The organism is Alkalihalobacillus sp. FSL W8-0930, from assembly GCA_037965595.1.
Classification (GTDB): Bacteria; Bacillota; Bacilli; order Bacillales; family Bacillaceae_D; genus Alkalicoccobacillus.
Window position 1 is genome coordinate 1,468,526 of the sequence record CP150183.1, and the last position, 13,709, is coordinate 1,482,234.

Genomic DNA, 13,709 nt, shown 5'->3' on the forward strand with positions numbered 1-13,709 from the left:
TATTTTTTTTTGACTTCATACGAAAGAGGCTTGAGGTTCATGAACCAAGATAAACGTGAGATTCGTCAGTCTGTTTTACATACCCTTTCATTGCTTACCGAATCTGTTTACAAGCTGCAGTCCAGTCAAATAGCGAATCACCTTTACAGTGCACCTTTTTGGCATGAAGCGAATTGCATCGCTCTAACGATATCTAGATTTCCTGAGGTTGATACCATACCCATCATTCAGGAGGCGTGGAAACAAGGGAAACAAGTTGTCCTGCCTCGAATTAAACAACAAACAAAGCAAATGGACTTTTATCATGTGAATCATTTTTCACAATTGGAAGAGACGATCTTTGGATTAAAAGAACCAAAGCCTTCTGAAGCAATGATGCGACCCGCAACAGACATTGATTTAATGATTGTCCCTGGTGTTGCCTATACAAGGGACGGCTACAGAATTGGATTTGGTGGAGGCTATTATGATCGGTACTTACCTCATTTCCAAGGAACAACTGTTTCTTTGCTCTTTCAAGAGCAATTGGTGTCTACTCTGCCGATCGAGAAACATGATCAAGCGATTTCTCATCTTCTTTATCCAGGAGGTGTATTAAGATGAATATAACCCTAGCAATTGTTGTTGTTTTTCTTGCTTGGTCAGCTTATAAACTGAAGAAATTAACTAAATCAGGAGCTGCTACTGCTGTTCTTGTAGGATTTTGTATTAGTTATGGACTTGGCATAAATGGATTAGTCGTGTTAGGTGCCTTTTTTATTAGTTCCTCTGCTTTAAGCTCTATTTTTAAACCGAAACGTGACGAGTTAATTGAGGAAAAGGGAAGTCAACGAGATGCCTATCAGGTTTTAGCAAATGGAGGAGTCGCAGCACTGATCTCGTTACTCTATGCGTTTTATCCTTCTGCCATTTATCAGGCAGCCTTTATAGCTAGTCTTGCTGCTGCCAACTCTGATACATGGGCTTCTGAGATTGGGAAGTTAAACAAGTCAAACCCTTTCCATGTCCTAAGCTTTAAACGTGTTCAAGCAGGCACGTCTGGTGCGGTGAGTCTATTAGGGACAATGGCTGCATTTGCTGGGAGTGCCTTTATAGCAGTTAGCGCTATGTTATTTACTTGGGATTCATTTACTTGGCAATTTCCGATCATTTGTGGGATTATTGTGGCAGGATTTGTTGGGAACCTTGCGGACACTATTTTCGGTGCAACGATACAGGTTACCTACACTTGTGAAGTTTGTGGAGAAACAACGGAACGTCTCGTTCATTGTCAGGAGGAAACAAAGCATAGAAGTGGTCTAAAGTGGGTCACAAATGATACGGTAAATGCTCTATGTACATTAATGGGGGCAGTAACTGGAGCTGGATTTGCTTATATGATTTTGTAGGAGTAGAGTGGGGTGAATGGATTGGATAAGACGTATGAACGGTATTCAAGACAAATGCTTTTTTCAGGTATAGGCGAAGAGGGCCAGAATAAGCTTTCTGAGACATCCATTCTTATTGTTGGGATGGGGGCACTTGGCACAGCCATTGCCAATCACCTTGTACGTGCGGGAATAGGACACGTACGAATGGTTGATCGTGATTACGTGGAAATGAGTAATTTGCAGAGACAAATGTTATTTGATGAACATGATGTAGAAATGCACGTACCTAAAGCGGAGGCAGCAAAACAAAAGCTTCATTCAATTAATTCATCTATTCAGCTTGAATCAATAGTAGCGGATGTAAATCCGACAAATGTAATGGAGTTTATGGATGGAATTGATATTGTTTTAGATGGTACGGATAACTTTCAAACACGTTTCCTTTTAAATGATGCTTGTTTTAAGATGGGTATTCCGTTTGCCTATGGCGGCGTTGTAGGAGCAAATGGTTTAACCAGCTTGTTTATCCCAGGTGAGACCGCTTGTTTGTCCTGCTTGATTCAATCTGACACCTCAAGTGGCGATACATGCGATACCATCGGTGTAATTAGTCCAATTGTAGATATTGTGGCTTCCATGCAATGCGTAGAAGTATTAAAGTGGGTAACGGGGGAACATGATAAACTTCGTCGTGCTTTGGTTTCAATCGATGTATGGAATAACCGTCAACATCAAATCTCGATTGCGAAGCCGAAAACCAATTGCCCGACTTGTCAGCAAAAGTCATTTGCTCATCTTGAACGTTCGTCTGATGAAGCAACAACCATGTGTGGAAGAGAAACGGTACAGATTAATCGTGGTATTCCGTTTGATTTAAAGGAATGGAGCAAACGCTTAGAACCGATTGCTAAAGACGTAAAGAAAACGCCTTTTCTCATACGAGTTTCTCTTCATGAGGGTGAACGATTTGTCATGTTTCCAGACGGTCGTGTACTTGTTCAAGGCACGGAAGAAATTAGCAGAGCAAAAAGCTTATTTAGTCGCTATATCGGCAACTAAATCATGGATTGGATTGGATAAAAAGCCTCTTTTCTTCACAACGTAAGAGAAAGGAGGAGATCCATATCCGAAATGCATTAACAGCTATAACTGTTGTGTTAGCGATCTATCTTACAGTTGCAAACCGATATCGTGTCATCAATCGCGTGTTTAAATACCCTTTCTTGCGCAGGTTGGTCATTCATTTTGCCCTTAAAATTCCGTTTGTTCGGAATAAGCTATCGGGCATTGTATTTCATCAAAATCAAATTCCATCCGTTGAATAGAAATAAAGTCCGACGCATTTGATGTCGGGCTTTTTTTAAGTGCTATGAGTGGGAGCTTATTATAAAAACTTGATATACTGAGTACATACTTAGTGTCGGAGTAGGGGGGCAGCTATGAATGTCATAAAGCAAGATGCTTATTTCTGGAAAGTGGCTTATACACTAGTAATTAAGCAACCATATCGAGTCATATCCCTGCAAACCAATGAGTTATGGCTAGCAGACGATTCAAGGAAAAAGGTCATACGTCTCGTTCGCGCTGATTTTGATTGGTCTAATCAGTTAAAAACAAATATGGAAATGGCATTTGCGAAGCTTGATGGATTAAGAACTCAGCTACGCTGGAAAACAATCGAGGCAGAGACTATCTACGTAGCGGTTTTACCACCAGTTGATGACTGGGAGTATCTCGTTAAACGTAAGATGAATCATCCAAATGGAAAAGTACAAATGAATAGTTACTTAATTGAACAAGTGTCAGAAGGATATAAGGTTACGCCTGATCAAATGCCTCTCGACTTACCTAATGAACATGAGGTAAAAGGAGAGGAAGAATATGAAAAAGATATTTCGTATTACAAACAAGCCGTTCGAGCTTCTGTTGAGAAGAAGCAGAATCAAGAGAAACAAACCTTTTCAAGAGGAAAGCCAATTGTTTCATATATCATGCTTACAGCGGTTATTCTCATGTATATCTGGCTGGAATATGCGGGTGGTAGCACAAATACCCTAAATCTCATTCAATGGGGAGCAAAATACAATCCACTCATTATAGAAGGTGAACGGTGGCGATTGTTCAGTGCAATGTTTTTACACATTGGCTTCTTTCATTTAATGATGAATGGGTTAGCTCTGTACTTCTTAGGAACGTTAGTTGAACGTATCTTTGGGTCCATACGATTTTTCTTTATTTATATGATTGCCGGTTTGATAGGTTCTCTGGCTAGCTTTGCTTTTATGGGGGCTGTATCTGCTGGGGCATCAGGGGCTATTTTTGGTTGTTTTGGTGCTTTATTATACTTTGGTTTGATTCATCGGGAACTCTTTTTTAGAACGATGGGTCAAAATGTCATTGTCATTCTCGTCATTAACCTAGTCTTTGGTTTTGTCGTACAAGGGATTGATATGGGGGCACACTTAGGTGGACTTGCAGGCGGCTTTTTAGCAGCGGCCCTTGTGAAGTTGCCATCTCAGAAGGGCTTTTGGATTCGTTATGCTGCGGGAATAGGAGTTGTTGTCGTGGCCTCAACGCTCTGGATCGCTGGAAATCAGTTCCCTTCTAATCATGCCCAAACTGATCTGCAAATTGCTGCAGAGTATATCGATCAAGGGAGCTTAGATGAGGCCGTACCTTTTCTAGAGCGCGCTCACGTTTCTGGAGAAGAGCTTCCTGAGGTACCATTTTATCTTGCGTACATTTATTTAAATCAAAATCAAAACGCGGAAGCTATTCCATTACTTGAAGAAGCAATACGTATACGGCCTGAGTTTCACGAAGCCATTTATAATTTAGCTCTTGCCTATGCTCTTGAAGGGAATACAGATGAAGCCAAAACGTTGGTTGAAGAAGCTATATCAATTGAACCTGATGAACAAATGTACCTTGATCTTCAATCTCAAATAGAAGAAAGTTCGTAAATTCTGTCCCTGCTCATACATGTTCTTTGCGACTGTTGCGAATAATGTGTAAGAACAGGGGTGAAGACATATGGAACGGAGCGGCACTACATTTTTTACAGACTATCAAGAAAATTTGACGTATTTAAAAAAAGAATTAGCGATTGATGAGAGCTTTGATTTAATTTGTCTAGAAATGAAGCATGCAAATCGGAGAATGGCTCTGATTCTTGTCGACGGATTCGGTAAGGATGCGGCCATCACAGAAATACAGAAACAGCTCCATTATTTAGATGGACACGGACAAGAGATTCATCAGTTTGAAGAAGTCCTAATGGAACAAGTAATTCCTTATGTTGAACTCTCTAAAGCAGAGGATTTAGATCAGGTTATTGAAGAAGTATTAGCGGGTCCGTGTGCATTAATTGTTGAGGGCTTCTCTTATGCCATTATTATGGATACACGCGAATATCCGGTTCGTTCACCTGAGGAACCAGATACAGAGCAGGTCATAAGAGGTTCAAAGGATGGGTTTGTTGAAACAATTGTCATGAATGCGGCGTTAATCCGCAGACGAGTTCGAGATAAAACATTCCGGGTTAAGTATGTAAAAGTCGGACGCCGCTCAAAGTCGGATCTTGCTATTTTATACATAGAAGACATCGCTGATCCTTCCTACGTTGAACACATTCACAGTGCACTGCAAGCTATAGAAACAGATGGCTTACCAATGGCAGATAAATCAATTGAAGAGTACGTTTTTGGCCAGCATTATAACCCGTATCCGCTTGTACGTTATACGGAACGGCCGGATGTTAGTGCGACGCATTTATACGAGGGGCACCTTATTGTTTTGGTAGATGGGTCACCAAGCGCCATTATTACCCCAACAAGCTTCTGGCATCATCTTCAGCATGCGGAAGAGTATAGACAAAAGCCAATTGTCGGAGCCATTCAGCGAATGGTCCGATTTACAGCTGTGTGGTCATCGTTGTTTCTCTTACCATTGTGGTATATTCTTGCAATTCAGCCCGAATTGCTTCCGCAAGCACTTAGTTTTATTGGGACGGAGTCAAATGGTCAAATTCCTTTAATTGTTCAATTCCTCATAGCAGAGGTTGGTATAGAAATGTTGCGCATGGCCTCGATACATACTCCCACGGCGCTCGCAACGGCACTTGGTTTAGTGGCTGCTCTTCTAATTGGACAAGTTGCTATAGATGTAGGCTTATTTTCTCCTGAAGTCGTCTTATATTTATCGATGGCAGCAATCGGCACATTTGCTACACCAAGCTACGAATTGAGTCTTGCAAACCGTATCATGCGTGTAGCCTTTTTGCTTTTAGCCTCTCTATTTGGAGTGAGTGGGTACATAGTGGGTATTACACTTTGGGTGATTCTTCTGTGTAATATGAAAGTCATGAATGTACCTTACATGTGGCCTTTCATTCCCTTTGATTATCGTGCGATGCGCGATGTCGTTTTGAGAGCTCCTATGCCATTAAAAAATAGACGCCCCACTGTTTTGCACCCACGTGATCCCGATCGTTAATCTTGATTAAATGGAGCCATGTCCTTTTCATATAAGGAGTCCTCAATAAAAACGGATGCCTTATGGGGGTGAATGGCTTGAGATGCATTAGCTACAACAAGGCCAATTGGAGTAGAGTCTGTTGGTGTAACGATGGTATAAGGAACATTTGCTTTTGAAGCAAGCTTTGTATAGCGTGAATAGAATTGATAAGACAGGTGTCCATTAATATACAAATGGACATCTTTTTTTGTGTTCATTGCATCAGCTACCTCGGTGTACTCGTTTCCTGATACCACCTGTTTTACAGTAAGCGCAACATGTACGCGCTCAAGAATGGTTGAAAGAAAAAGCTTTCTTTCATGGGGGCGAATTTCGGGCTTTCCGTATATGGCTTCTTCTAGAATATCATTCACTTTTTTCATGGTGATTTGCCTCCAATAAGATTGATTGTCCTCTTTTTACTTTCGTCTACATAAACATATCATATACGTTTGTACTTTGTGAAAGGAGACACATGCGATGTTAATCTTTTTTACCATTAGTTTATTTGTGTTTTCAATTGGTTTTGCGGTTGGAGGGTTGCTTGCGGGTCCGAGAGTCCTTCCGCCATTTGTACAATTGTTTCTGCTTACTGGCATTTTTCTTGTTTGTACGTATGTAGGCATGTTTGTTGGAGCAATCCTGCCCCCTGTATTTAGCTTTGGCTTTATCGATTTCTTTCTGGCTATATGCTGTATTCTTGTAGTGATTTCCATCATTACACGCTTTCATCCAATTTACGGATTTTTCCCTCCTAACGACAAAGTCATCGTGTTATTACTTGCAGCTTTATTTTGTTTAATAGGATTTCAATGGGGAGTCATTGGATACAAAACGTTCTTTACACTGGTTATGTCATTCTTTTTTCTATGCTCAATGACTATCGGTATTGTAGTTCAACAACTTATCCGTCAAAAATTATGGAGATTCGCCTATATTTCCTTTGTCCCACTAATCTGGTTACTATTCGTGACAGTCTTTAAGCTGTTATAATAAAATAGAGGTGGCTTATGAACACGTATTACGATTTATTACAGCAGATGAAAACATATGGAACCTTTATATACACAGGGGATCGGGAACTAGACCTTACCTTATTAACGGAGGAAGTTAAGTCTCTCAAGTTATCTGGATTGTTTTCAACTCAAGAATTTAGCCAGGCTATGGCCATAATTATCAAAGAAAAAAACAAGCTCAAATAAGGGGGATAAACGTGGATACTGAACAATGGTTAGCGGGGATTGATATTGGCGGAACAACGGTAAAGCTTGCTTTTATAAGTATGGAAGGAACGATTCTTGAAAAATGGGAGATTCCAACCAATACAGAGCAAGGTGGAGTGATGGTTGTACAGGATATCAGTGAATCCATTCAAGAAAAACTTCAAACACTCGGTAAAACCACCGAACAACTAGGAGCTGCTGGTGTAGGTGCACCTGGGTTTCTAGAGATGGAAACAGGTTTTGTCTATGAAGCGATTAACATTGGGTGGAAAGACTTTGCCCTAAAAGATGAATTAGAGAGCCAGCTTGGTATTCCAGTATCTGTAGATAACGATGCGAACTTGGCTGCCTTAGGTGAGATGTGGCAAGGAGCTGGAGATGGGGCTCAGGATGTGCTCTTCATTACACTCGGAACAGGTGTAGGTGGAGGTGTCATTTCAAATGGTCAAATTCTACATGGTGCCAATGGAATGGCTGGTGAATTAGGTCACATTACATCCATTCCTGAAGGGGGCAGACCGTGTAACTGCGGGAAAACAGGTTGCTTAGAGACGGTATCCTCTGCAACTGGGATTGTTCAGCTTGCCTTAGATTTTCTGCCGCATTATCCTGAAAGCGCACTCCGCTCACTTGAGCAAAAAGGGGCATTAACGGCGCGCGAAGTGATTGTTCAAGCTGAGGCAGGAGATGCTTGTGCCACGGCTGTTGTTGAAAAAAGTATGTACTATTTAGGGTTCGCGATCGCGAATTTAGCAAATACTTTAAATCCAAGTCGTATCGTGATCGGCGGCGGTGTTTCAAAAGGTGGACAAACATTACTCGAGCCGTTAAACGATACATATTCAAAGTTTGTTCTAAAACGAGTGAAGGAAGCTGCCGATATTAAGATCGCTGAACTTGGTAATGATGCTGGTATTGTTGGCGCAGCTTGGATTGCTAAAGAGGCAAAGCGGAAAGCATAGAAGCGTGTTACACATAGATTATGTTAAGAAGGTTATCGCAAATTAAAGGAGATTTATACAAATATGGAGTATCGTATTGAACGTGATTTATTAGGTGAGAAAGAAGTTCCAAAGCATGCCTACTACGGAATTCAATCAATGAGAGCAAAGGAGAATTTCCCGATTACAGGCTATCCACCACATCCGGAGCTCATTCGTGCATTTGGTTACGTGAAAAAAGCAGCGGCTATGGCCAACCGTGATGTTGGTGTCCTTCAACCGAAGATAGCAGAAGCGATCATTCAAGCGTCCGATGAGATCATTAATGGACAATGGGTTGATCAATTCATTGTTGATTCCATTCAGGGTGGGGCAGGTACTTCGTTTAACATGAATGCAAATGAAGTCATTGCAAATCGTGCGATTGAAATTATGGGTGGAGAAAAAGGCGAGTACATCAAAGTGAGTCCAAACACGCATGTGAATATGGCTCAATCAACAAATGATGCGTTTCCAACAGCCATTCATATTGCGAGCTTACACCTGGCTCATCAGCTTCAGGATTCGTTATCACGCTTAATTAGGGCCATGGAAACAAAGGAAAAGGAATTTGATTCTGTATTAAAAATGGGAAGAACTCACCTGCAGGACGCTGTACCCATTCGATTGGGACAAGAATTTGGTGCATACAAGCGTGTTCTCATGAGAGATTTGAGTCGTATTAAACGCTCTGTGGGTCATCTCTATGAAGTCAATATGGGAGCAACTGCTGTTGGAACAGGTTTAAATGCTCTACCTGAATATATTGATAAGGTCTCTAAGTATTTAGCTGATATAACAGGTCATCCATTTTGTAAGGCCGAGAATTTAGTAGATGCTACTCAAAATACAGATGCGTATACTGAAGTCTCAAGTGCACTAAAAATCCTTGCGATTAACCTTTCGAAGATGGCAAATGATATTCGTCTAATGAGCTCTGGTCCGCGAACGGGATTCAATGAAATTAATCTACCACCACGTCAGCCAGGTTCATCGATCATGCCGGGGAAAGTAAACCCTGTGATGTGTGAAGTCATCAATCAATTATCATTCCAAGTCATTGGAAATGATCATACGATTTCACTTGCTTCTGAAGCGGGACAGCTTGAGCTGAATGTAATGGAACCAGTACTAGTGTTTAACTTATTACAATCCTTCTCTATTCTTGATAATGGAATGCGTGTCTTCAGAGAATATGCCATTGAAGGAATAACGGCAAACGTTGAAAGATGCCTAGGTCTTGTGGAAGGCAGTGTCGGAATTGTAACAGCCATTAATCCGCACGTAGGGTATGAAGTAGCAACGAGAATTGCTAAAGAAGCGATTCAAACAGGACGTCCCGTTCGCGAGATTTGCCTTGAGCGAGGAATTTTATCAGAAGAAGAACTAAATGAAATTCTTAATCCAGAAGAAATGACTAATCCAGGGATTGCTGGATCTCGATTTATTTCGATGTAAGTCCGATATAAGCTGTAGAGAATACAATTTCTCTTCAGCTTTTTTTATTTGCTTATAAAAAGAAGTTGAGAGGAAGAAAGCAGACATGTCATAATAAGGATAGAGATAGATAAAAAGGTGGCACGTCATGAAAAAGGTATTTACTAGTATCGTATTACTACTGCTTGTAAGTGGCTGTCAAACAGATGAAGCCACAGTGTCTGCTAGTAAACCAGTTGCAAGCGATACAATTTATCCAATTGAGGGAGTAGGGGATCATCAATTGGAAATCATCGGCTGGTATGATGAACAATCACTGATATACCTTTTATCAGAAGAAAATTCATTTAATTTGTTTAGCCACGATGTATTGACTGGTGAAGATGAACTTTTTTATACAAGCGTTGATTCGGAGCAATACCATCGTCTAGATGTAAATAAAGACCAATCATTGTTCGCTCTGCAAACACTTAATGATCAAGGTAAAGCAGAACTCGTCATTTTAAACAAATCAGGAGACGTAGAGATTGATCCAGATCTTTCAGCTGACGACTATTCCATTTATTGGAGTCCTTATCATTCAACAGAGTTTATGGCCGTTGCCTTTCAACCAGACTGGAAGCAAGAGGTCTACCATGTTGATCTTGAAGAGATGAACGTTGAAAAAACGGGAATTCAAAGTAATTTCATACAATGGTCAACTGAAAACACGGTTACCTACTTAAATTGGAGCATGATTCCCTCTATTGAAGCGCCTCTTCAGCAGTATGATCTCACAACGAATCAAACAAAGGATGGAATAGGTTCGGCCCTTTATTTTTCAAATTTAGCTCAGGACCGTTCCTTATTAGTTAAGTACAAAGAAATTCATGCGGACGAAATCCTGTATGAATTTACTGATGGCATACATAAACTTGGTTCCGTAACCATTCCAATTTTAAATACGTTTTCGGAGCATTGGTGGATCACTTCCTATGCATTTGATGGGTTACTTGATCGCTTTTATTATTTAAGTCCAAGGTACACAGCAGATTATGTTACGTATAAGGATTCTTTTGATTTATTCATGTATGATTTAAATGAAGATTCGAATACAAAATTAGGTCAGCTTGATCAGCAAGAACCTCTTGAACTCTCATCAGATGGTAAATGGCTACTTGCAGGGAGTGTTAAAAAGAAGCTGATCTCTACAGAGGATGGTACTGTTTTTAAATTATACTAAGCGAATCCCTTTGCAAGAAGTCTTGTTTCTGTCATACTTAAATAAAATAGAACACGATAAAGACTAGGGGTGCCTTATTAGGCTGAGAATTAGGAGAAATCCTTTTACCCTTGTACCTGATCTGGGTGATGCCAGCGTAGGAAAGTCGACTAATGAGCACAAGTAACAGTTAGCCGTATTCCATCGTTGGATACGGTTTTTTATTGTGTATAGGAGGAAATGTACATGAAAGAGTTTCGTTTATATGCGATTACAGGAGAAGAATTTCACCAGGGCAGAGAGCTTGTAGATGTGATGGAACAAGCAATTCTAGGTGGAGTCGATATTATCCAACTTCGAGATAAGAAAAGCAGCAAGCTTGAGGTATTAAAAAAAGCAAAGAAGCTACGTGAGCTAACAAAAAAATACGATGTGCCATTTATCGTAAATGATCACATCGATGTTGCGTTAGCAGTAGAGGCTGATGGTATTCATGTTGGACAGGATGATTTACCTCTTGCCGATGTCAGAAAGATTGTTGGTCCTGATATGATTATCGGTATTTCCACACATCAGCTTGAAGATGCTAAGCAGGCAGAAGAAGGGGGAGCTGATTACATCGGTGTTGGCCCCATTTTCCCGACAAACAGCAAAGAAGATGTTGTTGATCCAGTAACCACCTCTTATATTCAACAAATCGAGGCAGATATAAAGATTCCTTATGTCGCGATTGGAGGAATCAAACGTCATAATCTTAAAGAGGTGATGGCTGCAGGGGCAAAGCGTGTGTGTATGATCACTGAAATAGTCGCAGCAGATGATGTGAGGGCGCGCTGTGAAGAAATTATCTCAATTATGGAGGAGCTATCATGACCATTGTTGTGAATGGACAGTCTATAAGCTTTGAGGAGCAGACACTTGAAGAACTAGTGAATCAATACAATTTAGAGCCAGAGCTTGTTGTAACAGAGGTAGATGGTGAGATCATTTCTAGAGAAGAACGAGCAAAAAAGCAGCTTCATGATGGCATGAAAATTGAGTTGGTTCACTTTGTAGGAGGCGGTTGAGTTGAAAAAAGACAAACTTGTTATAGCTGGTCGTGAATTTTCGTCCCGATTTCTACTCGGAACAGGCAGGTATCCAAATCCATTTGTTCAAAATGAAGCGATTCGAGCGGCTGAAGCGGAAATTCTGACATTTGCTATTCGTCGGGTGAATCTCGAAAATCCAGGAGAAGATGCGATCTTACAGCATTTAGATCAAACCTCCTTCACCTATCTACCGAATACATCCGGTGCGAGTAACGCAGAGGAAGCCATTCGAATTGCTAGACTTGCAAGAGCTTCAGGCATTAGTGACTGGATTAAGGTTGAGATCAGTGCAAATGAAAAAACATTGTTGCCAGATCCAATCGAAACGCTAAAAGCAACAGAAACCCTTGTAAAAGAAGGGTTCACGGTACTACCGTATACATCGGATGATCCAATACTTGCAAAGCATCTAGAAGAAGCAGGAGCGGCAGCTGTTATGCCAGGAGGCTCACCAATTGGAACAGGGCTCGGCATTCTTAATCCATATAACATTGGATTAATCGTTGAAGAATCGAGCGTTCCGATTATCGTTGATGCTGGACTTGGTTCTGCAAGTGATATTACTCAAGCGATGGAACTAGGTGTGGACGGAGTTTTAATGAACACACCGGTCGCGAAGGCCAAAGACCCTGTACGAATGGCAGAGGCGATGAAGCTTGCGATTCAGGCCGGCAGAATGTCATTTAAAGCAGGTCGCATTCCTAAAAAACCATATGCAACGGCAAGTAGTCAATTTGAGGAATATATCGTTAAATAGAGAGTGTGAAAATCCATGGCAGAACGCATCATTGTATTAGGTGGAGGCGTCATAGGGCTTGCAACAGCATTTGAGCTTCGTATGCGAGGATTAGATGTAACCGTTCTTGAAGTAAAAGGGTTTGGTGGTCAGGCTTCTGGTGCAGCTGCCGGAATGCTTGCGCCTTACTCGGAGATCGGGGAAGACCCGGATGACTTTTTTAAACTATGCCTTGCAAGCTTAAGAATGTTTCCAAAGTGGCAACAAGAGGTAAAGGACGCATCCGAATCTTCGTTTGAATATACAGAATCGGGTAGTCTGCATTGTGTGTACCATGAAGCCGACTTATTGTCATTATCAACTCGCAAAGGCTGGCAAAAAGAATTTGGAGCTGAGGCTCATATTCTAACCGGCTCTCAAACGAAAAAACTAGAGCCAGAGTTATCAGATGAAGTGATAGGAGCAATTCATTACCCAGAAGAAAGTCACGTGTATGCACCAGACTATGTGAAGGCACTAGAGAAAGCATGCGAACGAACAGGTGTGAAGCTCTACAATCACCTTATTGAGCTGACGCTTGAAGAGTGGGAAGCTGGAGTACGTGTCCGTTCTAAGGATGGTCAGGTGTTTGAGTCAGATCAACTGGTGATTTCATCAGGTGCTTGGGCTAAGGAATTTGAAGAGCTCTTGTCTTTAACGATTCCAATCTACCCAATCCGTGGTCAGATATGCGCCTACAAACTTGCACCCGAGCGTATTAGGCACATTATTTATTCAAGTCAAGGGTACTTAGTAGCCAAAGCAGATGGGACGCTTGTTAATGGTGCTTCAGAAGACATTGCAGGGTTTGTGACAAGTGTTACTGAAAAAGGGATTAATCGTTTAACAAACTGGAATCACCGTATGCTTCCATTCTTAAAAGAAGAAACACCGTTTCATAACTGGGCAGGTCTTAGACCAGCAACTCAGGATGGCTATCCATTAATAGGACGCTTGGAGCAAGCTAGCCGGATCATCTTTTCTGCTGGACATTATCGGAATGGTATCCTTCTCAGTGCGGTGACAGCCAAAGCGGTTGCAGACTTAGCTGTTAGACAGACACCGAATATCTCATTGGATCGCTTTACACCAGAACGTTTCTCATAAAGGAAGTGTT

15 protein-coding genes and 1 riboswitch are annotated in these 13,709 nt (G+C 41.2%); of the genes, 14 read left to right on the top strand and 1 reads right to left on the bottom strand.

All coding sequences use genetic code 11. The features are described from left to right. Positions 1 to 39: 39 nt before the first annotated feature. From NSQ54_07805 to NSQ54_07825, 5 genes are all read left to right on the top strand, one after another. Positions 40 to 603 carry a 5-formyltetrahydrofolate cyclo-ligase gene (locus tag NSQ54_07805; protein ID WYP27976.1) on the top strand — a complete coding sequence of 188 codons (564 nt, stop codon included), beginning with the start codon at positions 40 to 42 and terminating at the stop codon, positions 601 to 603. Further along, positions 600 to 1,388: a DUF92 domain-containing protein gene (locus NSQ54_07810; GenBank protein ID WYP27977.1), complete on the top strand. Its 789-nt coding sequence runs from the start codon at positions 600 to 602 to the stop codon at positions 1,386 to 1,388. The genes NSQ54_07805 and NSQ54_07810 overlap by 4 nt, the downstream gene beginning before the upstream one ends. Positions 1,389 to 1,400: 12 nt before the next feature. After that, a complete protein-coding gene (locus tag NSQ54_07815) occupies positions 1,401 to 2,429 on the top strand; it encodes a ThiF family adenylyltransferase (protein ID WYP27978.1) in 1,029 nt (342 codons plus the stop codon). A 380-nt stretch (positions 2,430 to 2,809) separates the two neighbouring features. Then, positions 2,810 to 4,333 carry a rhomboid family intramembrane serine protease gene (locus NSQ54_07820; GenBank protein ID WYP27979.1) on the top strand — a complete coding sequence of 508 codons (1,524 nt, stop codon included), beginning with the start codon at positions 2,810 to 2,812 and terminating at the stop codon, positions 4,331 to 4,333. 70 nt (positions 4,334 to 4,403) lie between these two features. Next, positions 4,404 to 5,864, top strand: coding sequence for a spore germination protein (locus NSQ54_07825; GenBank protein ID WYP27980.1), 1,461 nt, complete (start codon positions 4,404 to 4,406; stop codon positions 5,862 to 5,864). Here NSQ54_07825 and NSQ54_07830 read toward each other — a convergent pair. Continuing rightward, a complete protein-coding gene (locus NSQ54_07830; GenBank protein WYP27981.1) occupies positions 5,861 to 6,268 on the bottom strand; it encodes a YueI family protein in 408 nt (135 codons plus the stop codon). The two genes, NSQ54_07825 and NSQ54_07830, sit on opposite strands and share 4 nt — an antisense overlap. Before the next feature lie 97 nt (positions 6,269 to 6,365). On the opposite strand from NSQ54_07830, the gene NSQ54_07835 reads away from it, so the two are divergent. The 9 genes from NSQ54_07835 (at position 6,366) to thiO (ending at position 13,699) form a co-directional block, all read left to right on the top strand. Further along, positions 6,366 to 6,878, top strand: coding sequence for a hypothetical protein (locus NSQ54_07835; protein WYP27982.1), 513 nt, complete (start codon positions 6,366 to 6,368; stop codon positions 6,876 to 6,878). A 17-nt stretch (positions 6,879 to 6,895) separates the two neighbouring features. Further along, positions 6,896 to 7,087 (top strand): YqgQ family protein, encoded by a 192-nt coding sequence (locus tag NSQ54_07840; GenBank protein WYP27983.1) that lies wholly within the window; start codon positions 6,896 to 6,898, stop codon positions 7,085 to 7,087. A gap of 5 nt (positions 7,088 to 7,092) precedes the next feature. Further along, on the top strand, positions 7,093 to 8,070 hold the full coding sequence (locus tag NSQ54_07845) for an ROK family glucokinase (protein ID WYP28524.1): 978 nt from the start codon (positions 7,093 to 7,095) through the stop codon (positions 8,068 to 8,070). A 63-nt stretch (positions 8,071 to 8,133) separates the two neighbouring features. Next, positions 8,134 to 9,546 (top strand): aspartate ammonia-lyase, encoded by a 1,413-nt coding sequence (gene aspA, locus NSQ54_07850; protein ID WYP27984.1) that lies wholly within the window; start codon positions 8,134 to 8,136, stop codon positions 9,544 to 9,546. A gap of 127 nt (positions 9,547 to 9,673) precedes the next feature. Further along, entirely contained in the window at positions 9,674 to 10,747 is a 1,074-nt protein-coding gene (locus tag NSQ54_07855) for a hypothetical protein (GenBank protein ID WYP27985.1), read from the top strand. Between the two features lie 55 nt (positions 10,748 to 10,802). Next, positions 10,803 to 10,907: riboswitch (TPP riboswitch) on the top strand. A 65-nt stretch (positions 10,908 to 10,972) separates the two neighbouring features. Continuing rightward, the gene (thiE, locus tag NSQ54_07860; GenBank protein WYP27986.1) at positions 10,973 to 11,599 is read left to right on the top strand and encodes a thiamine phosphate synthase; all 627 of its coding nucleotides are present in this window, start codon (positions 10,973 to 10,975) and stop codon (positions 11,597 to 11,599) included. Further along, positions 11,596 to 11,793: a sulfur carrier protein ThiS gene (gene thiS, locus NSQ54_07865; protein ID WYP27987.1), complete on the top strand. Its 198-nt coding sequence runs from the start codon at positions 11,596 to 11,598 to the stop codon at positions 11,791 to 11,793. Before thiE ends, thiS begins: the two co-directional genes overlap by 4 nt. 1 nt (position 11,794) lies before the next feature. Continuing rightward, a complete protein-coding gene (locus NSQ54_07870; protein ID WYP27988.1) occupies positions 11,795 to 12,574 on the top strand; it encodes a thiazole synthase in 780 nt (259 codons plus the stop codon). A 15-nt stretch (positions 12,575 to 12,589) separates the two neighbouring features. Continuing rightward, on the top strand, positions 12,590 to 13,699 hold the full coding sequence (thiO, locus tag NSQ54_07875; protein ID WYP27989.1) for a glycine oxidase ThiO: 1,110 nt from the start codon (positions 12,590 to 12,592) through the stop codon (positions 13,697 to 13,699). Positions 13,700 to 13,709: the final 10 nt, after the last annotated feature.